At 62.9% G+C, this 23,453-nt stretch carries 20 protein-coding genes; 5 read left to right on the forward strand and 15 right to left on the reverse strand.

Going from position 1 to position 23,453, the window contains the following annotated elements:
• The first annotated feature begins 51 nt into the window (after positions 1-51).
• Both NKJ89_RS17605 and NKJ89_RS17610 read left to right on the forward strand, forming a co-directional pair.
• Entirely contained in the window at positions 52-897 is an 846-nt protein-coding gene (locus tag NKJ89_RS17605; RefSeq protein WP_352604271.1) for an SDR family oxidoreductase, read from the forward strand.
• Positions 894-1,616: an SDR family oxidoreductase gene (locus tag NKJ89_RS17610; RefSeq protein WP_352604273.1), complete on the forward strand. Its 723-nt coding sequence runs from the start codon at positions 894-896 to the stop codon at positions 1,614-1,616. The genes NKJ89_RS17605 and NKJ89_RS17610 overlap by 4 nt, the downstream gene beginning before the upstream one ends.
• Before the next feature lie 227 nt (positions 1,617-1,843).
• On the opposite strand, the gene otsB is transcribed toward NKJ89_RS17610, so the two are convergent.
• From otsB to NKJ89_RS17660, 10 genes are all read right to left on the reverse strand, one after another.
• A complete protein-coding gene (otsB, locus tag NKJ89_RS17615) occupies positions 1,844-2,605 on the reverse strand; it encodes a trehalose-phosphatase (RefSeq protein WP_023756946.1) in 762 nt (253 codons plus the stop codon).
• The gene (locus NKJ89_RS17620) at positions 2,602-4,380 is read right to left on the reverse strand and encodes an alpha,alpha-trehalose-phosphate synthase (UDP-forming) (protein ID WP_023756945.1); all 1,779 of its coding nucleotides are present in this window, start codon (positions 4,378-4,380) and stop codon (positions 2,602-2,604) included. Before NKJ89_RS17620 ends, otsB begins: the two co-directional genes overlap by 4 nt.
• 141 nt (positions 4,381-4,521) lie before the next feature.
• Positions 4,522-6,684 carry an amylo-alpha-1,6-glucosidase gene (locus NKJ89_RS17625; protein WP_352486319.1) on the reverse strand — a complete coding sequence of 721 codons (2,163 nt, stop codon included), beginning with the start codon at positions 6,682-6,684 and terminating at the stop codon, positions 4,522-4,524.
• 44 nt (positions 6,685-6,728) lie between these two features.
• Entirely contained in the window at positions 6,729-7,790 is a 1,062-nt protein-coding gene (locus tag NKJ89_RS17630) for a glycosyltransferase family 4 protein (protein ID WP_023756943.1), read from the reverse strand.
• Positions 7,791-7,946: 156 nt separating this feature from the next.
• Positions 7,947-8,324 carry a DoxX family protein gene (locus NKJ89_RS17635; protein ID WP_352604275.1) on the reverse strand — a complete coding sequence of 126 codons (378 nt, stop codon included), beginning with the start codon at positions 8,322-8,324 and terminating at the stop codon, positions 7,947-7,949.
• A 67-nt stretch (positions 8,325-8,391) separates the two neighbouring features.
• Positions 8,392-8,850, reverse strand: coding sequence for a carboxymuconolactone decarboxylase family protein (locus NKJ89_RS17640; protein WP_352604277.1), 459 nt, complete (start codon positions 8,848-8,850; stop codon positions 8,392-8,394).
• A gap of 10 nt (positions 8,851-8,860) precedes the next feature.
• Entirely contained in the window at positions 8,861-9,379 is a 519-nt protein-coding gene (locus tag NKJ89_RS17645) for an RrF2 family transcriptional regulator (protein WP_352604279.1), read from the reverse strand.
• 107 nt (positions 9,380-9,486) lie between these two features.
• On the reverse strand, positions 9,487-10,800 hold the full coding sequence (gene preA / locus NKJ89_RS17650; protein ID WP_352604281.1) for an NAD-dependent dihydropyrimidine dehydrogenase subunit PreA: 1,314 nt from the start codon (positions 10,798-10,800) through the stop codon (positions 9,487-9,489).
• A 2-nt stretch (positions 10,801-10,802) separates the two neighbouring features.
• A complete protein-coding gene (locus NKJ89_RS17655) occupies positions 10,803-12,167 on the reverse strand; it encodes an NAD(P)-dependent oxidoreductase (protein WP_352604283.1) in 1,365 nt (454 codons plus the stop codon).
• 121 nt (positions 12,168-12,288) lie between these two features.
• Positions 12,289-13,026: a gamma-glutamylcyclotransferase gene (locus NKJ89_RS17660; RefSeq protein WP_352604285.1), complete on the reverse strand. Its 738-nt coding sequence runs from the start codon at positions 13,024-13,026 to the stop codon at positions 12,289-12,291.
• Positions 13,027-13,189: 163 nt separating this feature from the next.
• Between NKJ89_RS17660 and NKJ89_RS17665 the strand changes: the two genes are divergently transcribed.
• The gene (locus tag NKJ89_RS17665; protein WP_352604287.1) at positions 13,190-13,966 is read left to right on the forward strand and encodes a VOC family protein; all 777 of its coding nucleotides are present in this window, start codon (positions 13,190-13,192) and stop codon (positions 13,964-13,966) included.
• An 82-nt stretch (positions 13,967-14,048) separates the two neighbouring features.
• Here NKJ89_RS17665 and NKJ89_RS17670 read toward each other — a convergent pair whose 3' ends face one another.
• On the reverse strand, positions 14,049-14,537 hold the full coding sequence (locus NKJ89_RS17670) for a hypothetical protein (protein ID WP_352604289.1): 489 nt from the start codon (positions 14,535-14,537) through the stop codon (positions 14,049-14,051).
• Between the two features lie 193 nt (positions 14,538-14,730).
• Here NKJ89_RS17670 and NKJ89_RS17675 point away from each other — a divergent pair, with 193 nt between their 5' ends.
• Positions 14,731-15,123: a DoxX family protein gene (locus NKJ89_RS17675; RefSeq protein ID WP_352604291.1), complete on the forward strand. Its 393-nt coding sequence runs from the start codon at positions 14,731-14,733 to the stop codon at positions 15,121-15,123.
• Positions 15,124-15,146: 23 nt separating this feature from the next.
• Here the strand turns inward: NKJ89_RS17675 and NKJ89_RS17680 are convergent, their stop codons facing one another.
• Both NKJ89_RS17680 and NKJ89_RS17685 read right to left on the reverse strand, forming a co-directional pair.
• Complete coding sequence (locus NKJ89_RS17680; RefSeq protein ID WP_352604293.1) at positions 15,147-17,573, reverse strand: GcvT family protein; 2,427 nt, start codon at positions 17,571-17,573, stop codon at positions 15,147-15,149.
• A 57-nt stretch (positions 17,574-17,630) separates the two neighbouring features.
• Positions 17,631-19,169 (reverse strand): trimethylamine methyltransferase family protein, encoded by a 1,539-nt coding sequence (locus tag NKJ89_RS17685; RefSeq protein ID WP_352604295.1) that lies wholly within the window; start codon positions 19,167-19,169, stop codon positions 17,631-17,633.
• Between the two features lie 217 nt (positions 19,170-19,386).
• Between NKJ89_RS17685 and NKJ89_RS17690 the strand changes: the two genes are divergently transcribed.
• Positions 19,387-19,977: a transglycosylase SLT domain-containing protein gene (locus NKJ89_RS17690; protein WP_352486324.1), complete on the forward strand. Its 591-nt coding sequence runs from the start codon at positions 19,387-19,389 to the stop codon at positions 19,975-19,977.
• Positions 19,978-20,006: 29 nt separating this feature from the next.
• Here the strand turns inward: NKJ89_RS17690 and NKJ89_RS17695 are convergent, their stop codons facing one another.
• On the reverse strand, positions 20,007-22,217 hold the full coding sequence (locus NKJ89_RS17695) for a dipeptide ABC transporter ATP-binding protein (protein ID WP_352604297.1): 2,211 nt from the start codon (positions 22,215-22,217) through the stop codon (positions 20,007-20,009).
• Positions 22,218-22,290: 73 nt separating this feature from the next.
• A complete protein-coding gene (locus NKJ89_RS17700; RefSeq protein WP_023756932.1) occupies positions 22,291-23,448 on the reverse strand; it encodes an ABC transporter permease in 1,158 nt (385 codons plus the stop codon).
• Positions 23,449-23,453 lie beyond the last annotated feature (5 nt).

Consider the following 23,453-nt stretch of genomic DNA (forward strand, 5'->3'; position numbering starts at 1 on the left):
GCGCCAACTGCCCCATCTTCCACTCAGAGCAACAGAACGGAGGCTCTGAACATGGACCCGAAAGACAAGACAATCCTCGTCACCGGCTCAACCGACGGCGTCGGCCGCGTCGTCGCGCAACGGCTCGGCGCCGCGGGCGCCCGCGTGCTGGTACATGGCCGCGATGCAACGCGCGGCAAGGCTGTTATCACTGAAATTGAAGCCACCGGCGGCAAGGCCGAGCTTCTGGTCGCCGACCTGTCGTCATTGGCCGAGGTCCGCCGTCTCGCTGAGGCCGTGCGCGCCGGAACGGACCGGCTCGACATCCTCATCAACAATGCCGGTGTCGGCACCGCGGGGCAAGGCGCCAAGCGCCAGGTCAGCGCCGATGGCTACGAACTGCGCTTCGCCGTCAATTATCTCGCTGGTTTTCTGCTGACGTCGGAGCTTCTGCCGTTGCTGAAGGCCAGTGCTCCGGCGCGCATCGTCAATGTCGCCTCGGCGGGGCAGCAGGCGATCGACTTCGGCGATGTCATGCTGACCCGCTCGTATGACGGCGTGCGCGCCTATTGCCAGAGCAAGCTGGCGCAGATCCTGTTCACCATCGACCTTGCGGAGCAGCTAAAGGGTACCGGCGTCATCGTCAATGCGCTGCATCCGGCGAGTTACATGAACACCACCATGGTTCGGCAGGCGGGTGTCACGCCTTGGAACTCGGTCGAGACCGGGGCTGACGCTATCCTCAATCTCGCCACGTCGCCAGCGCTCGACGGAAAAAGCGGCCTTTATTTCGACGGCCTTCGCGAATCCCGCGCCGATGCCCAAGCTTACGACGCCAGGGCAAGGCAACAATTGCGCAGTTTGAGCCTCGATCTTGTCGGCCCCGCCTCCCCCACATCGAAGGAACAGCATTCATGACCAAGGCAACCCAACATGCCGTCATCATCGGCGGCTCGTCCGGCATCGGCCTGGCGACGGCGCGAAAACTGCTCGGCCCGGGCATGAAGGTAACCATCACCGGGCGCAACGAGGAGAAGCTGAAGAGCGCATGGAAAAGCCTTGGCGGCGCTGCCGACAAGGCGGTTTTCGATGCCGCGAACCGGGCCGAGGTCAGCGGCTTCTTCGAACGCCTCGGCCCGTTCGATCATCTCGTGTTGGCGGCGAGCGGCGGCAAGGGCCTTGGCCCCTTCCCGACGCTCGACCTGACCGACATCGGCAGCGGCGTCGACGAGAAAGTCCGCCCGCAACTGTCCTGCCTGCAGGCGGCCTTGCCGACACTCAGCAAGAGCGGATCGGTCACCTTCATCTCGGCCGTCTCGGCTCAGCTCGCCATGCCGGGCGTCGCCGGCATCGCCGCCATCAACGGCATGCTGTTGACCGTGGTGCCGATCCTGGCGGTGGAGCTGAAGCCCTTGCGCGTCAATGTCGTTGCGCCCGGCGTCATCGACACGCCGTGGTGGGATTTTCTGCCCGAGGAGCAGAGGCAGGCGCTCTTTGCCGATTATGCCGGCAAGACCCCAGTCGGCCGCGTTGGCCGCGCCGAGGACGTCGCGGAGGCAATAGCCTTTCTCGTATCCAACGGCTTCATGACCGGCCAGGTGCTGACGTGCGATGGCGGCCTGCGGTATGCAGCTTAACGGGGTGCTCCGGAATGTGGGAATAATCAGGCGTGTCGGCCCCATACATCTTGTTGTCGATCGCTTCTTGCCATCTGGAGTCGGCATCGGACGGTGAGACGCCGCGGGTCCCATGGGAGCGGGAATGAAGCCAATTCGGCGTGATTTCTCGAATCAATTGTGCAAGGCGTCCCATCGAAACCGTTCCTTCCTTTTCCGCACGCGCGATCGCGGTTGCGCCGCCAGACCTAAAGTTGACCTCTCAGCCAGGCGAGCGTCTCGGCAACGCCGGCAAGGCCGTACTGCGCGGTGGTATATTCTGGTGGTTTGACCCGTATCGATATGCCGCCGGCATCGTTGACGGTTTCGAAGCCGTTTTCGTCCGACGTGTCGTCGCCCAGGAAGACTGGGCGCCGGCCGGTGAATGGCGCGATGTCCATGAAACGCCGGATCGCGGCGCCCTTGGCCGCCTCGAGCGGCAGCAACTCGACACCGGCATTGCCGGCAACCACCCGGTAGCCCTTGGGCAGCACGGCCAGCGCTTGCTCGACAAGCTGCGTCGCGCGAGGGAGCAGGTGCGGGGCGGCGCGCGTGTGGATGGCCAGCACCCGGCCTTTGCGCTCGATATACGCCCCACGACCGAGCTCGGCCTCGATCTCGTCGGCAAGAGCCGCAATATCCGACGGCTCATCCGCGATTTCGACGTCGTCGCCCGGCAGGAGCCTGTGTTCCAGGCCATAAAGCCCGGCCGCGCGCAGCTTCAAAGGCTGAAACAACTGGTCCACGGCCGCAACCGAGCGGCCTGTGATGAAGGCCAATGCGCCGTTCAACTTGTGATCCAGGCCTTGCAGCAAAGCGCGAAGCTCGGCGCTGACCGAGACGGCGTCCGGATGTTCCGCATGCTCCAGCAGGGTGCCGTCGATGTCGAGGAACAACGCCCAATCGCCGGTCAGCAAGGCCTGCGGCTTTTGCAGGGTTTTGCTCGCAACCTTTTGCAGGATTTCACTCATGACAGCGCCACCCGTTTCCGCTCGAACATGGACACGACATTGTCGATGCCCGGCGGCCGGTCGCCAGCACCGGTTACGCGATCGAGGTCACCGCGCTTGCGCAAGCGTGCCGCGTCCAGAAGCATGCTGCCGGCCCAGCGATAGACATTGTTGTCGCGAACCATCTGCCGCATGGGCCGCATGCGCTCGCGCTGTTCGTCTGGCGTCATGTTCAGCGCCTGCAGCAGCGCTTCGCTCATCATGGCCGCGTCGTAGGGGTTGACGATCAGCGCCTCCAGCAATTCGCGCGAAGCACCGGCGAATGTGCTGAGCATCAAGACGCCCTGTTCGTCGTCGCGCGCCGTGACGAATTCCTTTGCGACCAGGTTCATGCCGTCATGCAGGCTGGTGACCATGCATATGTCAGCGGCCCGATAGATCTCATAGACCTGTTCCTGCGAATGATGTTCAGCCACCATGATCACCGGCTTGTAGCCCTCGCTGCCGTAACGCTGGTTGAGCTCTTCTGCATAGCGATGGCATTCGTCGTGGAGCAGCTTGTAGGCCGGGAGCGTGCCACGGCTGGGGGCCGCGATCTGCAGGAAGACCAGTTTTCCGATCCACTCAGGGTATCGCTTGAACAATTCGTCCAGCGCATGAAACCGATCCAGAATGCCCTTGGTGTAGTCGAGACGTTCGACCCCGACGGCCAGCTTCACATCCGCCGTAAGTCCGAACCTATTCCGCAGGCGGGCGCGGCAGTCATCGGCATCAGGCAGTTTTGCCAGCAGGTCCGCCGGCCATTCTATCGAGATCGGATAGGCGTGCACCAGCGTCGTCTGCCCACCATAGGAGATGGCCGCATCCGCCCGCTCGATACGGCTTTCCAGGAAGCGATCGACGCTCTCGGTGAAATTGTTGGCATGGAACTGGGTATGGAAGCCGATGATCGAACTGCCGAGCAGCCCTTCGAGGATGCGTTCGCGCCATGGGCAAATGCTGTAAACCTCCGAATTCGGCCATGGGATGTGCCAGAAGGTGATGACGATCGCCTCGGGCAGGCGCTCTCGGATCATGCGCGGCAGCAGCGCGAAATGGTAGTCCTGGACCAGCACGATCGGCCGCTCGTTACGCGCCTCGGCCACCACCGTGTCGGCGAACTTCCGGTTGACGGCTTGATAGGCTTCCCAATCCGAGGCGCGAAAGATCGGCCGGGTGAAGGCGATGTGGCAAAGCGGCCAGAGGCCCTCATTGGCGAAGCCGAGATAGTAGCTCTGATATTCTTCCTCCGTCAGCCAGACCCGGCGCAGGGTATAGGACGGATTGCCGGGCGGCACCTGCACGCGGTCGTTGTCGTCGACCATGAGACGGTCCGCCGTTCCGCCGCCATAGGCGATCCAGGTGCCGCCACAGGCGCGGGTAATCGGCTCGAGCGCAGACACCAGCCCGCTGGCCGGCACCAGTAATTCGACGTCATCATTCTTGCTGTTGTGGATATAGGGTTCGCGGTTGGACACCACGATAACCTGCGCCCCCGGCAGGTCGTCGGCCAGAATCTTGCGCAATGTTTCAGGCGACCATGTCACCAGCGCCGCATCGGCCGATTGGCCATTCTTTTCGAACTCGCGTATCACCTTGCGCGCCGCTTCCGCGGCTACGTCTTCGCCGGCGATATGTGCAACCGTCGGAGGGCGACTGCGGCGCTGACGCGATATGGAGACGAAGACGGCGAAAGCGGAAAAACCGAGGCTCGCAAAGATCAGAACCCAGAGCAGGTCCGCACCGTAATTTGTCATTGGAATATCAACTCACCTCCGGCCGTTCGGCCGCCGTCTTGTTCGTGTTCCCGATTTAAGACTACCCGCGGGATAGGGCCGCCGTTCGGGCCTGTGCTTTTTGCAACGCAGAAAGCCGGGATCGGTTCCGCCCAATTTGGTTCATGTTCTGACGACGAGCGGCACCAGCCCTTCATGGCGGTCCGCGAGGAACGCGACTACCCGATCGCCGACGCGTTGGAAGGTAAGATCGACCACCCTTTCGCCGACGCCTAGGTGGCGAAGCGTGAGCGTGTCGATGCCTATCGGCAGCCTGGGACGGGTAACGCGGATTTCACCATCCCAGCCGTCGATTTCCAGGCCAAGGCAGGCCTGCATCAGCATGAAGGCGGAACCCGCCGACCACGCTTGCGGCAGGCAGGCTACGGGATAGGCGATCGGTGCTTCGCCCGGCGCTCGGGTAAAACCGCAGAACAGTTCCGGCAACCGCATGTTGAAATGGACCGCGGATTCGAACGTGCCGCTCAACAGGCGAACCACGCTTTCACGCTCGCCGTAGCGCGCCAGGCCGGTACCGCACATAGCGGTGTCATGCGGCCAGATCGAGCCATTGTGATACGACATTGGGTTGAAGAACACGGCATCGTCGGCAAGCGTCCTCAACCCCCAGCCGGAATGGAAGGAGGCGGAAAGAAGCTGATCGGCGACCATCCGCGCCCGCTCCGGCTCAGGCAGTCCGACAAAGAGGAGGTGGCCCGCATTCGAGGTCCGCACCTTGCAGGGCTCCCCTGCTCCATCGATCGCCAACGCATAAAAGCCCAGATCGTCGACCCAGAAATCGCGTTCCACTGCTGCCCGCATGGCCTCCGCGCGGTCATCCCAGTGATCGGCCCTCTCGTCCTCGCCGCGGCGACGGGCAAGTGCGGCCAGCCCCCGGAAGGCGGCAAAGACATAGCCTTGAACCTCGACCAGCGCGATCGGACCCTTGGGGATGCGGCCATCGGCGTGAAAGATGGAATCGAAGCTGTCCTTCCATCCCTGGTTGGCGAGGCCGGACTCGGCGGCCCGCTGGTAGGTGACGAATCCGGTCTCGCGGCCCGCCTCCTCCGTCCATTCTGCCGCGGCGCACAGCGACGGCCACAGGATGTCGATGAACGCCATGTCGCCGGTACGATCGGCATAGGCACAGGCGAGATGGATGTAGAGCGGCGTCGTGTCGACGCCGCCATAGTAGCGGCCGAACGGAAGCTCCCGCAGCGCCGCCATCTCGCCCTTGCGCGTCTCGTGCATGATCTTGCCGGGCTGCGAATCGCTGAATGGCAACGTCTCCGTCGCCTGGTGCTGGGCAAGGAAGGCCAGCACCCCCCGCGCCAGGCCTGGATTGAGCCACAGCATCTGCAGCGCCGAGATGACGCCGTCACGGCCGAACGCCGTCGAGAACCAGGGGATGCCGGCATAGGGATAGGGTCCCGTCGCCAGTTCGGTGGTGAGCAGCGCGACATCGGCGCGGGCGCGCTCCACCCAGTCGTTGAAGACGCGGCCCGAACTGTGCACCGTCGCGCCGTGGCGGCGCTTGGCCCGCATGCCAAAGCGAGCCCGGGCGGCGGCCGCACGGAAACGGTCGCGGTCGGGCGCATCCGCCATCTCGGGGCCGACCTCGACATAGAACACCTTGCTGCTGCGCTTGGTGACGGCAACCAGGAAATCGGCGCGTTCGGAGGTCAATTTGTCCGGCGCCTGCGAGAACGATATCGCCGATACGCGCACCAGCTCATCCAACCCCTCGTAGCGCAGCAGGACGGATGTCGCATTCATCTCGGCCACATGGGCCATTCCGCGCCTCGGCCGCGTCGAGCCGCGCACTTCGAACATGTCACGGAAATCGGCGGCAAAGTGCAGGGAAACGCCGATTGTCGAGGTCTCCCGGCTGTAGTTGGAAAGGGTGATGCGCTCGAACAGCCTGTCCTGCCATAGCAGCCTGACGCGTTCGATATGAATCGCGCCCTGCGGAATGTCGCGGCCGCTGACGCTCTGGATCGGCAGATTGGTCAGGTTGGCGGTGAACAGCACATTGTCCTGGCTGAGGGAGGCGCCAAGCAGCGACGTCTGCCTGCCCCCGATGGTCAGCCGGAATTCGGAGAGCACCCGTGTATCGTCGCGGAAGAAACCGTCGCCGGCGCCGCGTATGTCGCCATAGGCATCAGCAACCGCAAAGCAGTCGGCCTGCTTGAGCGCAAACAGCCGGTGCGGCTCACGAGGAGCGGTCGCGTCGAGCGATGCAAGCGCTACGGCGGGATCGAGCTGGCGCTCATCGAGTTGGGCCATTCGTCACAAATCCTATTGTTTCGTTGCCATCGCTCGAACGTTGCTCACGATGCCTTCGCCTCGACCGGGACGCCAATCAGGCGCGCATAGGCGGCGAGGTAGTCCCCAGCCATTCTTCTGGCGGAAAACCGCTTTTCGAAAACAGCCCTCACCTTTCGCCTGTCGAGTCGCAGCAGGTCCGGCACCGCGGCGACGGCGTCGTCCATCGACCCGGCAATAAAACCGGTTACGCCCTGATCGATGATCTCTGGCAGTGCACCACAATTCCAGGCGATCACCGGCGTGCCACAGGCCATGGCCTCGATGGCGGCAAGACCGAACGGCTCCGGCCAGTCGATCGGAAACAGCAGGCCAGCCGCCTTGCCGAGAAATTCCACTTTCTGGTCCTCTTCGATCTCGCCGACATAGACGACACGGTCGCCGTCGATCAAAGGCTCGACCATCTCGTGGAAATAGGAACGATCGTCGTCGCCGATCTTTGCCGCAAGCTTCAGTTTCAATCCCGAGCGCAAGGCGATCTCGATGGCGCGGTCCGGGCGCTTGTCGCGTGAAAACCGGCCGAGGAAGCAAAGATAGGGTTCCTCCGCCGTCGTCTCGAAACTCGGCTCGTAGATGTCGGTCGGCAGTCCGTGGTGAATCGTCGCCAACCAGTTGGCCTTTGCGAGGCCCGCCTTCTGGCTGCGCGAAATGGAAATCATCGGAAAGCGCGGAAAATGCGCATAGGCCGGCGCCAGGTCGACATAATCCAGCCTGCCATGCGGCGTCGTTACCGTCCGCTCCGCCATGTCCTCGAAGAAGGAAAAGTGCAGGAAGTGGCTGAGATGGAAGTGGATGACGTCGAACTCCCGCGCCCGTTTCCGCACATCGGCAAGCATCGAAAGATGCGCCGCGATCTCGGATTTGAAGGGACGCGGATCGAGGCGAAGCGCGCATTCCCGGCCGGCCACCAGCTTTGCGGAAGTCCGGCTGTCGCCACTGGCAAACAGCGTCACCTCATGCCCCAACTCGACGAGCGCTTCGGTGAGATACGACACGATGCGTTCGGTGCCACCATAGAGCCTTGGCGGCACCGACTCATAAAGCGGCGCGACATGGGCAATTTTCATATTGAGTCCTGGATGCTCGGCATACAGGTGCCAAATGCGTCAACGGCTCGATTGGTTCCGATTTAATGATCGATGCCGTCTGCGCCTTGCGTCCGCCCTTGTCCTGAAAACGCGCATCGAGGGAATGAAAATGACCTTAGGGCCGCGGCCGGACTGTCAAACAGACTGCGCGATCAGCGTCAGGAAACCACCGCTCAGTGCGACATTGCCGACGAAGCCATTGATGCGCGAAGCCCGATCCGGGCCCTGATGGTCCCAGAAATTGTGGAACATCGGCGTGGCGACGATAAGGAATAGCAGCAGTACCGCTGCAGCGATTGCCGTCCACAGCCCGGCGATCACCAGCACGCCGGCAGCGACCTGAAGCACGATGCCAAGCCACAGCGCCAACCGCGCTTGCGGCACGCCGCGCGCGGCCATCAGCTGGGTCAGGAAAGCCGCGTTCTGAATGTTGCGCAGGCCGGCGAAAACGAAGGCGCCGCCGAGCAGCAGGCGGCCAAGAAACAGCAAGCCCGAAGGCAAATCGGCAGGCATCGAACTCTCCCTTTGAAAAACGATTGGAGCGCCGCCTCTCGACGGCGCTCCAAAACTGACCGGACAATCAGGCGGCCTTGGCCGCCGGCATCGGATGAAGTGCCTGAAACGGGACGCAGAGCCGGTTCCAGGTGTTGATCATGCCGAGCGCGACGGACAGCTTGACCAATTCTTCTTCCGAGAAATGCTCAAGTGTCCTTGCATAGAGTTCGTCCGGCACGCCGTTGTTGGCGATCAGGGTCACGGCCTCGGTCCAGGCCAAGGCGGCGCGTTCACGCTCCGAAAACAGCGGCGATTCCTTCCACGCCGACACCAGATAGAGCCGCTGCTCGGTCTCGCCGTCGCGCCTCGCCTCGCGGCTGTGCATTTCGACACAGAACGAGCAGCCATTGATCTGCGAGGCTCGCAATTTGATCAGGTGCAGCAGGCTTTCCTCGATCCCGCATTCGTCCACCGCCTTGTTGAGCGCCGCCACCGCCTTCATGATCTCCGGCGCCTTGGCGAAAAATTGCAGCCTCTGTTTCATCTGATGTCCTTTACGCTTGCTTGGTTGAACTGGATTTCTGCGGCCGCTGATGGCGCGCGACAAAGGCGCAGCCGGCGGCGACCGAACGCGGATCGGCATCGGTCATGTATTCCGAAACGATGTCGGACAGCTTCGCCTCGGCGAGTGCAGCCCGATAGGCCTTCTCGGCCTTCAGCATCGCGGCGTTGATGCCGCAGGGTTTGACATAGGCAGATGCGTCGAGCCTGACCGGGCTGTTGCGGCGGATCTCGCCGCAGCGAAAGGCCGGCTCACGCCCTTCGACGGCCAGCACGATATCGAGCAGCGAAATCCGCTCGGCCGACCGCGCCAGCCGATAGCCGCCGGCCGGTCCCGAGACCGATTCCAGGATGCGCGCGGCGGTCAGCATGTTGAGATGTTTCAGGAGATAGCTCGGCGACAGGCCGAACGCCTCCGCCATCGCGGAGGCCGCCAAGGTGCTGTTGCCTTCGACACCGGCCAGCATGGCGGCGCAGTGGATGGCCGCCTCAACGCCCTCGCCCAACTTCATTGGATGGATCCCCTAATCATGGATATCTTTTATCGTGGATAATTTTTATCTGCAATAGGGAAATGAAAAAACGGCGTCCGAAGGCGCCGTTTTTGTCGAACGGCTCGCTACTCCGCCGCCACCTTGGCCATCGGATTGTTCGGATGCGTCGTCCAGTTGGCATAGATCGGCGACACCGGCTTGCCGGTGCGCTGGTCCATCACGCCGACCGCCAGCGGCTCCATGGTGATGCAGTTCTCGACCGGGCAGACATTGACGCAGAGGTTGCAGCCGACGCATTCGGCCTCGATCACCTCGAAATGCCTGACGCCGTCGACCATGCTGGTGATTGCCTGGTGCGAGGTGTCCTCGCAGGCGATGTGGCAGCGGCCGCATTTGATGCAGGCGTCCTGGTCGATATGCGCCTTGGCGACGTAGTTGAGGTTGAGATACTGCCAGTCGGTGACATTGGGCGTGGCGCGGCCGACGATGTCGTCGAGCGAGGCATGGCCCTTCTCGTCCATCCAGTTTTCGAGGCCGGCGATCATCTCCTGCACGATCTTGAAGCCGTAGGTCATCGCCGCCGTGCACACCTGCACATTGCCGGCGCCGAGCGCCATGAACTCGGCCGCGTCGCGCCAGGTGGTGATGCCGCCGATGCCGGAGATCGGCAGGCCGTGGGTTTCGGGATCGCGCGCGATCTCGGCCACCATGTTCATGGCGATCGGCTTCACCGCCGGGCCGCAATAGCCGCCGTGCGAGCCCTTGCCGTCGATGGTCGGCTGCGGCGCAAAGCTGTCGAGATCGACGCCGGTGATCGAGTTGATGGTATTGATCAACGACACCGCGTCGGTGCCGCCCGCGTGTGCCGCGCGCGCCGGCTTGCGCACATCGGTGATGTTGGGCGTCAGCTTGGTGATGACAGGCATGCGGGTGTTCTGCTTGCACCAGCGCACCACCATTTCGATATATTCCGGCACCTGGCCGACGGCGGCACCCATGCCGCGCTCCGACATGCCGTGCGGGCAACCGAAATTGAGCTCGATGCCGTCGGCTTCGGTCTCCTCGACCACCGGCAGGATCGCCTTCCAGGCCTCCTCGACGCAAGGCACCATCAGCGAGACGACGATGGCGCGGTCGGGCCAGTCCTTCTTGACCTGCTTGATCTCGCGCAGATTGACCTGCAGGTCGCGGTCGGTGATCAGCTCGATGTTGTTGAGGCCGAGCAGGCGGCGGTCGGCGCCCCAGATCGCGCCATAGCGCGGGCCGTTGACGTTGACCACCGGCGGGCCTTCCTCGCCCAGCGTCTTCCACACCACACCGCCCCACCCGGCCTTGAAGGCGCGGATGACGTTGTAGGCCTTGTCGGTCGGCGGCGCCGAAGCGAGCCAGAACGGATTGGGCGATTTGATGCCGACGAAATTGTTTCTGATATCTGCCATGCTCATGCCCTCCCGTTCGAGGTCAGTGCCCGATTGATACTCTCCGCCGCGTCGCGGCCCTGCGCGACCGCCGAGACGGTGAGGTCGTCGCCGCCGAAGATGCAGTCGCCGCCGGCCCAGACCCTGGCAAGTGAAGTGCGCCCTTCGGCATCGACCTTGATGCGGCCTGCTTCGAGCTCGATAGACGCGCCGCTGCCGTTGAGTGCTGCCGGCACAAAGCTTTGGCCGATGGCCTTGAACACCTGGTCCGCAATGAGCGTCAGTGTCTCGCCTGTGCCGGCAAGCGTGTCGCCGCTCAACGCCGTGTATTCGAGTTCGATGGCCCTGACCTTGCCGCCCTCGGCTATGACCCGCTTCGGCTGCAGCCAATGGCGGATGGTGACGCCATTGGCGGCCGCAAGATCCTGTTCGAACTCGGACGCGTTCATGTGCTCCTGGCCGCGCCGGTAGCAGATCGTCACCTCCTCGGCGCCGAGCAGCTTCGACTGCACGGCGGCGTCGATCGCCGTCATGCCGCCGCCAATGACGACGACGCGCCGGCCAACTGGCAGGCCGGAAAGGTCACTCGCTTGGCGCAGCTCGGCAATGAATTCGACCGCATTGATGACGCCGTCGGCGTCCTCGCCATCGGCGCGCAACGCATTGACGCCGCCAAGCCCCATGCCGAGAAACACCGCATCATAATTGCGGATCAGGTCGGACAGTTGATAGTCGCGGCCAAGCGCCTTGCCGTTCTGGATATCGATGCCGCCGATCGCGGTCACGTAGTCGACTTCGGCCTGGGCGAAATCGTCGACGCTCTTGTAGGCGGCGATGCCGTATTCGTTGAGGCCGCCGGCCTTCGGACGCGCCTCCAGTATGGTCACATCATGGCCATGGCGTGCGAGCCGGTGCGCGGCGGCAAGGCCGGCCGGCCCGGCGCCAACCACGGCGACCGACTTGCCGGTGGGCTCGGCGCGCGGATAAAACTGCTTGTTCTCGCTCATGGCGACATCGGTGGCGTAGCGCTGCAGGCGGCCGATCTGCACCGGCTTGCCTTCCGCCACTTCGCGTACGCAAACTTCTTCGCACAGAGTCTCGGTCGGACAGACGCGGGCGCACATGCCGCCCAGAATGTTCTGATCGAAGATCGTCTTGGCCGAACCAATAGGATTGCCGGTCGATATCTGGCGGATGAACAGCGGAATGTCGATCGAAGTCGGGCATGCATTCATGCACGGCGCATCATAGCAGAAATAGCAACGGTCGGATTCGACCAGCGCCTCATGGTGATCGAGCGGCGGGTGCAGGTCGGAGAAATTGTCCGCGTACTGGTCGGCCGAGAGCCTCCCGCCTGCAATGCCTTCTTTGAACTGGCCTTCTGGCATTTTCAGTTCCCCATGTTTTTCATTTTGAGGAAGGCTAGCACATTTTGTTTTTTTATCAATTGGTCAATTTTTGGCGCAAGGGGTTGAAAAGTCTCGCAATAATATGAATTTTATACTCATGTTAAGGCGATTGCGGTTGCCTCTGCCGAGCGAGCGGATGGCTGGGATCAAGTCTGCGGCCATGAATAACCCTGACCTCGTCCGCGACCAGTTCCTGCAACCACCAAAGATTGCGGTCGTGGATGCCGAACGCCTCGAGGTGGCTGACCGTGTTGTAGAGATATTCGGCGCCGGACCCGACATGCCCGCAGGCTCTGGCCAGCACCTTCGCCACCCGGTCCAGCGGCTGGTTCAATGACGTTCCCCTGCCTTTCACGCCGACCCAGAAGCCAAGCGCGCGCAGCGCACCTTGCGCCGTATGCACCGGCAGCCACCTGACCGTGTCGACACTTTCGTGGTCGCTGATCTCGCGCCGCAGCAGCCGTTCGATCTGGACCGGCTTTTCGCCCTCCGGCAAGCGATAGATCACGCCATTGCATCGGCCGCCCCGTTCGAGCGCCATTATCAAACCCGGCTGCTCGGCGCTGCCGCGCCAGCGCACCATGTCGAGGCAGAAGGAGTGGTGCCAGCCAAAGGCCGTGGCGAGCTGTTGCTCGATCGACTCGAATTCCGGCTTCCAGATCAGCGACCCGTAGGCGAACACCCATAGCGACCCTCTGTCGGCTTCATCGGACAGCCGCAAGGCAAGGGCCCGGAAATCCTCGTCGTTCAATTCCGTCCAACTTGGATCCGGGCCGGGTTCGGGCTCTTCCCGATGGCACAGTGCGACAAGCTCGGGTGTGAGCGGCATCAAGCGCATGAACGATAACCCCTCATGAAATCGAAAACCGCCGCGCGCGCAATCGGGGAACGCTTGGCATGCAGAGACATTGTTGTTCGGGGGCTGTCGGATTTCCGTCGTGAAGATCGTCCTAGGATGGATCGGACGACGATCGATGCATGAAAGGTGAGGAGACCGAAAAATGCCAAAAGCCCCGATGCCCTTCTTCTGGTATGAACTGATGACATCAGATCTCGACGCCGCCGAAGCGTTCTACCCCAAAGTGGTCGGCTGGACAGCGAAGCCTTTCGACATGGCGCCCGGCATGCCACGCTACATCGTCATGAACGTCGGCGAACGTGGCGTCGCCGGCCTGATGACCATGCCCGAGGATGCCGCCAAGATGGGCATGCCGCCCGCCTGGCTGGGCTACATCCATACAAAAGATGTCGATGCCTCGACGGCATCGCTGGAAAAAGCCGGCGGCACCGTTCATCGCCAGCCCGAAGACATTCCGGGCGTCGGACGATTTGCCGTCGTCGCCGATCCGCAAGGCGCGACATTCATGTTCCTGCAGCCGAACGGCCCCGACCAGCCTGTCGTGCCGGCCAGCACGCCAGGCCATATCGGCTGGCACGAGCTTTACACAAGCGACTGGAAGGCCGCGTTCGATTTCTATTCCGACCAGTTCGGCTGGGTCGATGCCGGTGATTTCGACATGGGCCCGATGGGCACCTACCAGACCTTCACGGCGGGCCCCGAATCCGGCGGCGGCATCATGAACAAGCCGGAGCAAATCCCGGTCCCGGTCTGGCAATTCTATTTCAATGTTCCGGCCATCGACGCGGCCGCCAAACGCGTGACCGACAATGGCGGCAAGATCCTGATGGGGCCGATGGAGGTCCCCGGCGGCAGTTGGGTCGTCCAGTGCCAGGACCCGCAAGGCGCGCATTTCGCATTGATGGCGCCGGTACGCTGACGGCGATAAACAGCGTGGGAACAAAGCGCCGGCCTTTCATCGCACCACCGATGAAGGCGGTATTCCTTAGCCTGGCGCCGACCTATTCCGGCGCCAGCACCGCGACCTTCAGGTCAGCCTCTTTCGCGCCGCTGAACTGGACGGTGGCCGGGCCGGACGCAAGCTTGAAGCGTACGCTCTTGCGGATGCCGGGGCAGGTTTTCACGCCGCTATAGCCCGCCGACTTGATGGCGTGGCCATCCTGAATGACATCGATCCAGGCCTCACCCGAGAGACTTATCTGTATAGCTCCCTCGGGTGGCACCTCCACGCTGGTAACAGCGCCGAACGTGCCTGCCACCGGAGCCCGTTCGGGCGGTATCGCGAAGCCGGCTTTCTCGACCGGCACCAGTGCCAGGTCCGCGGCCGCACCAACCGCCAGCGTCGTTCCCGACGGAGTTGCAGGCGCTGCGGCAAACAGCACCTGTTCCCGGGTCACCGGCCATTTGAAGGCCTCGCAGCCTGCCTCCTCGGCCAAGGCGAAGCTGGTGCCTGCAAGGAAAGCGAATAGGCTGATGACGACTTTTTTCATGGCAAGGGGACCCACGGGTTGGAGTTCCACACCAATACAACCATAGCGGAAATAATGCAACCCTGGCGTGAATAATATAAAATGGCTGGGGAACATTTCCAATCACCGACTGTTGATGGCAGGCCATGGGATGTGAATGGTCCATTGCCAGGCGATAATTTATGCCCGGTCCGGGAGCTAAAGGGAGTTTAAGATGGCGCTTTTCGATGGCCTTGCCAGATATCAGCCGCAGGCACTCGGCGTATTGCGCATCGTCACGGCCCTGCAGTTCATCGAGCATGGCTCGCAGAAACTGTTCAACTTCCCGGTCGGCGAGCACGCCGAAGCCCTGACCGGACTGACACTCTCAGCCGGCATCCTCGAATTCGCCGGCGGGATCCTGCTGGCGCTGGGGCTGCTCACCCGCCCGGTCGCATTCCTTCTGGCTGGCGAAATGGCGATCGCCTATTTCATGGCGCACATGCCGCGCGACTTTTTCCCCGTGAACAACGGCGGAGATTCGGCGATCTCGTTCTGCTTCATTTTCCTTTATCTGGTGTTTGCCGGCGCCGGCGCATTCGCGCTGGACAATCGCCGCAACGCCTGACGCCTTGCGATGCCCGCCTGGATTCAGGCGCGCATCCGCTCAAAATTGGCGTCGAACAGCGGAGCCGGCTGCATGCGCGCGGCATGGCGCTTGCCCAACAACTCGATCTCGAACCCGTCGCTCTCATCGGCGATCTCTTTTGGCACATAGCCGACGGCGACGGATTTTCTCGAGTGATGCGCGTAGCCCCCCGACGTGACCCAGCCTCGCACGGCGCCGCCGAACCAGATTGGCTCGTCGCCGATGACATCGGCGTCGTCTGCATCGACGATGAAGGCACGCAGGCGCAGCCTGCCGCCCTGCTTGCGCTCGGCGAGCGCCGCGGCCTTGCCGATGAAGTCGGCGTCCTTGCCATAGGCGACGAAACGGTCGAGCCCGGCCTCAAGCGGCCCATAGATCGGCCGGTACTCGCGTCCCCATGAACCGTAGTTCTTTTCCAGCCGCAGCGCGTTGAGCGCGCGCGAGCCGAACAGGCCGATGCCGAATTCCTCGCCGGCCGCCATCAACGTCTGATAGGCGGTGCGCTGATACTCTGGCGCCACCCAGATCTCGTAGCCGAGATCGCCAGTGTAGCTGACGCGGCCGACCAGGCACGACGCCATGCCGATGTCCATCCTGCCGATGGCCATGAACGGAAACGCCGCATTCGACACGTCAGAACGCGTGGCGTTTGCCAGCACATCCCGCGCTTTCGGCCCGGCGATCGACAGGCCGGTGAGCTTCTGGCCAAGCGCCTCGATGCGAACCGAGCCGTCGTCGGGCAGGTGCTTCTCGAACCAGCGCATGTGGTATTGCTCGGCGATGCCGGACCCGGCGAGGAACCAACCGTCCTCCCCCAGATTGGCCAGCGTGAAATCGCCGATCAGTCTGCCGTCCTGTTTCAGCATCGGCGCCAGCGTCATGCGGCCGGGCTTCGGCAGTTTGCAGGCAAGCATCCGGTCGAGCCAGGCGGCCGCGCCTTCGCCCGTCACCTCGTATTTGGCGAAGCTCGAAATCTCGGACAGGCCGACACCGTGGCGAACGGTCGCGACCTCCTTGGCCACCTGCGTGAAATCGCTCGAGCGGCGCCACGAGAACTCGTCCTTGACGCCCTCCGGCGCGTACCAGAGCGGCACCTCCAGCCCATAGGCAACGCCCCATTGCGCACCCCTGGCCGACAACAAATCATAGACCGGTGTCGTCTTCAGCGGCCGCCCCGCGGGCAGTTCCTCATTGGGGAAGCGGATCGAGAACCGCCTGGAATAGTTCTCGCGCACCTTGGCGTTGGTATAGGCCATCGTCGCCCAGTCGCCATAGCGCGCGACATCCATCGCCCAGATGTCGGCGCCGGGATCGCCCTCGATCATCCAGTTTGACAGTGCCAGCCCGACGCCGCCGCCTTGTGAAAAACCAGCCATGACACCGCAGGCGACCCAGAACCCTGGCAGTCCGCGCACCGGCCCAACCAGCGGGTTGCCGTCCGGGGCGAAGGTGAAGGGCCCGTTGATGATCTGCTTGATACCGGTATTCTGGAACGCCGGGAAATGCCGGAACCCGACTTCCAGCGATGGCGCGATGCGGTCGATGTCCGGCGCCAGCAATTCGTGGCCGAAATTCCACGGCGTCTGGAACTCGGACCACGGCTTGTTGGCCTTCTCATAGGTGCCCATCAGCATGCCGCCCCGCTCCTGGCGCAGGTAGAGCTCGCCATCGAAATCGACCGCGTGGATGATTTCGGTACCAGTCTTGGCGTTCCAAGCGGCGACCTCCGGCATGTCCTCGGTGATCAGGTACATATGCTCCATAGCCAACACCGGCAGTTCGAGCCCGACCATGCGGCCGACCTCGCGCGCCCACAGGCCGCCGGCGTTGACGACATGCTCGGCCACCACCTCGCCCTTGTTGGTGATGACGCGCCATAGGCCGTCCGGACGACGCACGATGTCCTCGACCTTGGTGAAGCGTTCGACCTCGGCGCCTAGTTTCCGCGCCGCCTTGGCATAGGCATGGGTGACGCCGGAGGGATCGAGATGGCCATCCTCCTTGTTCCTGACAGCGCCGACGAACTGCTTGGGATCGAGCAGCGGCATCAGCTCGGCCGCCTCGCTGGGCGAGATTTCCTCAAGCTCGATGCCGAGATAGCGGCCCTTGGCGACGACGCCGCGCAGCCAGTCGAGGCGTGCCTCGGTCGCCGCCAGAAGCACGCCACCGGTCAGATGCACGCCAGTCGCCTGGCCGGAAAGCTCCTCGATCTCCTTGTAGAGGTTGATCGTGTATTTCTGCAGCTTGGCGACGTTGGGGTCGCCATTGATGGTGTGCATGCCGCCGGCCGCATGCCAGGTCGAGCCTGACGTCAGCTCGTCTCGCTCCAGCAGCACCACGTCGGTCCAGCCGTGGCGAGCGAGATGGAACAGCACGGAGCACCCGACGACACCACCGCCAATGACCACGACTTTTGCATGCGATTTCATGGATTTTTCTCTGATATCAGTGGGTTGGATGGGCGAATGGATTCACGATGGGAGGCATCACGGTTCGCCCTGCCCGATCGCTTCCTTGCGCTTGGCCATGTAAGCCTCCAGCGCCTCGCGCACGGCGATGTCCATCACCGGCTCGACATAGTCTTCCAGCGCCTTCTTCCACAGCCGCGTTGCGCGTGCCGTGGCGTCGAGCCCGCCGGCCTCTTGCCAGGCTTCGTAATTCTGCCAGTTGGACAGCATCGGCTGGTAGAAGGCAGTGGCGTAGCGCTCGAGCGTGTGCGGCTCGCCGAAGAAGTGGCCGCCGGTCGGCACCGCGCCCAGCGCCTCGACGGCAAGTTCGGCCTCGTTGACCTCGATCGGACGCAGGAATTCCATCATGTGCTGGATCATCTCGACATCGATGATGAGCTTCTCGAACGACGCCGTCAGCCCGCCCTCCTGCCAGCCTGCGGCATGATAGACGAGATTGCCGTGGCCGAGCACCGCGCCCCATAGCGCCATCAGCGTCTCATATGCGCCTTGCGCGTCGGCGGCGTTGGAGGCCGAACCCGGCGTCGTGCGATATGGCAGCCCGTAGCGCCGCGCCAGTTGCCCCGACGCGATGTTGGCCTTGGTGTTCTCCGGCGTGCCGAAAGCCGGCGCGCCCGACTTCATGTCGACATTTGAGGTGAAGGCGCCATACATGACCGGCGCGCCGGGACGCACCAACTGCGTCAGCACGACGCCGAACAGCGCCTCGGCATTCTGCTGCGCGAGCGCGCCGGCCAGCGTCACCGGGCTCATCGCTCCCATCAGCGTGAACGGCGTCACCGCCACGGACTGGCCGAACTCGGCCATGGTCATCAGCCCCTCGGCCATCATCTCGTCGAAGCGGCGCGGCGAGTTGACCGAGATGATGGTGGTGACGCCGGGGTCGTCGCGCATCTGGTCGAGACTCAAGCCTCGGGCGATTGCCATCATTTCGATGCCGTCGAGCGCCCTGCCCCGGCCGATTGCCGAGACATGGAAACTCTTGTCGGTCAGCGTCAGATTGGTGAAATAGGTGTCGAGATGGCGGGAATTGGCCGGCAGCTCGACCGGCGCGCAGACCTGGTTGCCGAGCATGTGGATGCAGTTGAAATGCTGCGCCAGCCGGGTCAGGTCCGAATAGTCGCGCAGATTGCCGGCGCGGCGGCCGCGCTCCATGTCATGCACGTTGGGCGGTCCGGCAACGAGGGTGAAATTGATGGTGTTGCCGCCGAGATGAACGGCATTGGCCGGATTGCGCGGCGTCAGCACATAGCTCGACTGCGTGGTTTTCAGTGCCTCGGCGACCAGACCGCGATCGATGCGGACATTCGCCGAGGCATGATCGACCTTGGCGCCGGCCTTCTCGAAAAGCGCAAGTGCGCGCGGGCTCATAACCTCGATGCCGAAATTCTCCAATATGTGCATCGACGCGTGGTGGATCTGCTCGATCTGGTCGGCAGACAGCATGGCCATTGGCGGATAGGGATTGGTCACACGCCGCAGCGGCAGTTGCGGAATGGCCGACGGGCCCCTGTTGCTGGTGCGCTCGGCGCCGCGTTTGCGTCTCGGTTCGTTCATGCCTGGCATCAAAGCCCCGGCAAACCAGGCAAGCTGTCAGGAATACGTCATATGCGGGCGTGATTTTAGCCAAGGCGGCATTTCTGCGATATCAATATAGATAAAACGACGAAATGCGTCGTTTTATCTATACAATGCTTTCTCTGAGGACCGCGCCGCCGAAGCATTAACGAAGGCTGCAAGATTCCCTTTATGATTTCGGCCTATTGCTCTGCCGATGCGTAGTTCGAGTTTTAGTAAAATTGCTGCGGTTTGCGTGCTGCTGGCGCTTTCGGCCTGCGCCACTGCGCCCAATCATATCAACAATGTCTGCGCCGTCTTCGATCAGAATGACGGCTGGTTCGACAACTGGCAGTCGGCCGCCGAGCGCACGCAGCAGAAATATGGCGTGCCGGTTCCCGTGCTGATGGCGACGGTGCGCAAGGAATCCGGCTTCAAGAGCAACGCCCGGCCGCCACGCACCAAGCTTCTCGGCTTCATTCCGTGGAAGCATGTCTCATCGGCCACCGGCTTCTCACAGGCGCTGGACGGCACCTGGTCGCAATATCAGGGCGAGACCGGCAACTGGGCGGCGCGGCGCACGAAGTTCGCCGATGCGGTCGATTTCGTCGGCTGGTATCACTCCAAGACGGCAGACACCTACGGCATCGCCCGCAACGACACCTATAATCTCTACCTTGCCTACTATCTCGGCTGGACCGCCTATGGGCGAGGTAACCGGGGCGATGCCGGCGTACAGGGCTACGCGCGGGCGACCGACAAGATGGCCCGCGATTATGCGCAGCAGTTGAGCCAGTGCGGCAACTAGAAGGACTGCCGCGACAGCGGCAGCCTTGATCAGCTCGGCTTCGGCTTCTTGCCGCGCGGACGCTTCGGCGGCGGGCCGGCAAAGCCCGGGCCATCGCCATGCGGCGAGTCCTCGGGCACGCCCTCATGCGCGGCATGTTCCTTGTCGAACTTGATCACCGGCTCCATCTTGGCCAGCACGTCATCGGAGAGCCAGCACAGGCTCATATGGCCGTCGCCGAGATGCTTGACCGGCGGCACCTTGGTCTCGCACAGATTGTCCGGCACCAGTTTCTTGTAGCCGCAGCGCGTCTGGAATGGACAGCCCGACGGCGGGTTCATCGCCGACGGGATATCGCCTTCCAGCACGATGTGGCGCTTGACCACGCTGGTGTCGGCGATCGGGATCGCTGACAGCAGTGCCTCGGTATAGGGGTGATAGGGCGGCGCGAAGATCTGGTCGGTCGTCCCCTGCTCGACGATATAGCCGAGATACATCACGACGACGCGGTCGGCGATGTAGCGAACGACGGACAGATCATGGCTGATGAACAGCATCGTCGTCTTGTTCTTACGCTGGATGTCCATCAAAAGCTCGGTCACCGCTGCCTGCACGGACACGTCCAGTGCCGAGACCGGCTCGTCGGCCACCACAACCTTGGCGTCGCCGGCAAAGGCCCGCGCCACGCCGATGCGCTGCTTCTGGCCGCCGGACAGCTGGCGTGGCTTGCGGGTCTCGAAGGCCCGCGGCAGCTTCACCAGGTCGAGCAGTTCCAGCATGCGCTTGCGGCGGTCGGCAACCGTCTTGCCGACATTGAACTTCTCCAGGGTCCGGATGATCTGCGAGCCGACAGAATGGCTGGGATTGAGCGTGTCGAACGGGTTCTGGAACACCATCTGGATCGACGATACAGTCTCGACGCTACGGCTCTCGATGCCGGTCGACTGGATTTCCTTGTTGCCCAGCGTCACCGTGCCGGCACTTGCCGTCTCCAGCCCGAGCAACACCTTGGCCAGCGTCGACTTTCCGCAGCCGGATTCGCCGACGATGGCAACGGTCTCGGATTCGCGCGCCATGAACGAGATCGTCTCGTTGGCCTTGACGACGCGGCCCTCGCTCGAGCCGAACACCTCGCTGCCGCCGACCCTGTAGTATTTTCTGAGATCCTCGATCTTGAGCACAGGCGCGCCGGGCACGACGCGCTCCTTGACCTTCTTGGCGCCCGGCGGCAGCGCGTCCCAGTCGATCTCGTTGAAGCGCACGCAGCGCGAGAAATGGCCTTCGTGACCCTCAACCTCGATCATCGGGATTTCGGCGGCGTTGCAGACGCCCTCGACGAAATGGTGGCAGCGCGGGCCGAAATTGCAGCCCTTGGGCCGCTCGTGCGGCAGCGGCAATTGCCCTGGGATGGAAATCAGCGGCCGTGAGTTCTTGTCGGCGCCGGGCAGCGGAATCGAGCGGAACAGTCCTTGCGTGTAGGGATGGCGCATCCGGTCGAACACGTCCTTGATCTTGCCGGTCTCAACCGCTTCGCCCGAATACATCACAGTGATGCGGTCGCAGGTTTCCAGTATCAGGCCCAGATTGTGCGAGACGAAGATCATCGACGTGCCGAACTTCTCGCCAAGCCCCTTGACCAGGTCGACGATGCCCGCTTCCACCGTCACGTCGAGCGCCGTCGTCGGCTCGTCGAGCAACAGCAGCGCCGGCTTCGACAGCAGCGCCATGGCGATGACGATGCGCTGCTGCTGGCCGCCGGAGAGTTGGTGCGGATAGGAGCGCATCATGCGCTCGGGATCGGGCAGCTTGACCGAGCGCACCATTTCAAGCGCGCGTTTATACGCCTCTTCCTTCGACACCTTGTCGTGGATCAGCGGCACTTCCATCAACTGCTGCCCGACCTTCATCGCCGGGTTGAGGCTCGCCATCGGCTCCTGGTAGATCATAGCGATCTTGTTGCCGCGGATGGTGCGCAGCTCCTCGTCGGAGAGCTCGCCCATGTCCTTGCCCTGGAACTTGATCTTGCCGCCGACGATCTTCCCGATGTTGGAGAGGTCGCGCATGATGCCCAGCGACACGGTCGACTTGCCGCAGCCGGATTCGCCGACGATGCCCATCGCCTCGCCCGGCATGACGGTGCAGGAAAAATCCATGACCGCCGGTATCTCGCCCTTGCGGGTGAAGAAGGAGATCGACAGGTTCTCGATCTCGATGATCGGCCCATTGGCCGGCTTGGCGGGATTTCGAACTGCCTCATTCATGGGTCGCTCCAATCCTGGTTCTTTCGGGCCTGGTTCTTGGTTCTTTCAGGCGCATCGGGTCGAGACCCGCAGATCAGTCTTTCATCGATTGTTCGCGCAGCGAGTCGGCCAGCAGGTTCAAGCCCAGCACGAACGACATCAGCGCGATCGTCGGCGGCAGCGCGGGGTGGACGAAGGAACGCAGCAGACGGCTGGCGTCCTTGATCGCGGTGCCCCAGTCCGGGCTTTCCGGCGCCAGGCCAAGGCCGAAATAGCCGAGCGTGCCGAGCAGGATGGTGGTGTAGCCGATACGCAGGCAGGCATCAACGATCAGCGGCCCGCGCGCATTGGGCAGGATCTCCCAAAGCATGATGTACCAGGGCGACTCACCGCGTGTCTGCGCCGCTGCCACATAGTCGCGTGTCTTGATGTCCATCACCAGGCCGCGCACGATGCGGAACACGCCGGGGCTGGAGGCGAACACCACCGCCACGAAGATGTTGAGCTGGTTGGGATCGATGTGCACGATCCGCAGCGGGTCCTTGTCGAACACAAGGCCGAGATAGATCCAGCCGCCGACGATCAAGGTGATGCCGAGCAGGATGTAGAGCCGGTCGGGCCGGTTCTTGTAGCGCGTCCAGAACAGCACGCTGAAGAAGATGATCGGGAATAGGAAGAACACGCCGGCCATCGCATAGGGGATCGGCGTATCCATGATGCCCGGCGTCACCAGCAGGTAGAACAGCAGGATGACCGGGAAGGCGAGCACCAAATTGGCCAGGAACGACAGCACCGTGTCGATCTTGCCGCCGTAATAGCCGGCCGGGAGGCCGAGCGTGATGCCGACCATCAGCGCGAAGCCGGTTGCGGCAGGCGCGATGATCAGCACGATCTGGCTGCCAAAGACCATGCGCGAGAACACGTCGCGCGCCAGCTTGTCGCCGCCGAACAGATAGGAAAGTCCCGATTGCGGTTCGATGGCGCCCGGTAGCACATCCTTCATGATGGGGACCTGGGCCAGCGGATCGAACGGTGAGATCGTTGCGGCGAAGATCGCCGTGAACAGCCAGAACAGGCAGATGCCGACGCCGACGACGCCGACGCCGCTATCGAACAACTGGCCGTAGAGCGCCAGCTTCTTCTTGTAGGCGTAGCTCGCGCCCATGACGATGACAAGCGCGATCCAGACCGGCCAGAAGCGCGACAGCACTTCGAGAACGACGGTGAAGCCACTGATATATTGTACCGGCATCCGCT

This window comes from Mesorhizobium sp. M0047 (genome assembly GCF_040323315.1).
Taxonomy (GTDB): Bacteria; Pseudomonadota; Alphaproteobacteria; order Rhizobiales; family Rhizobiaceae; genus Mesorhizobium.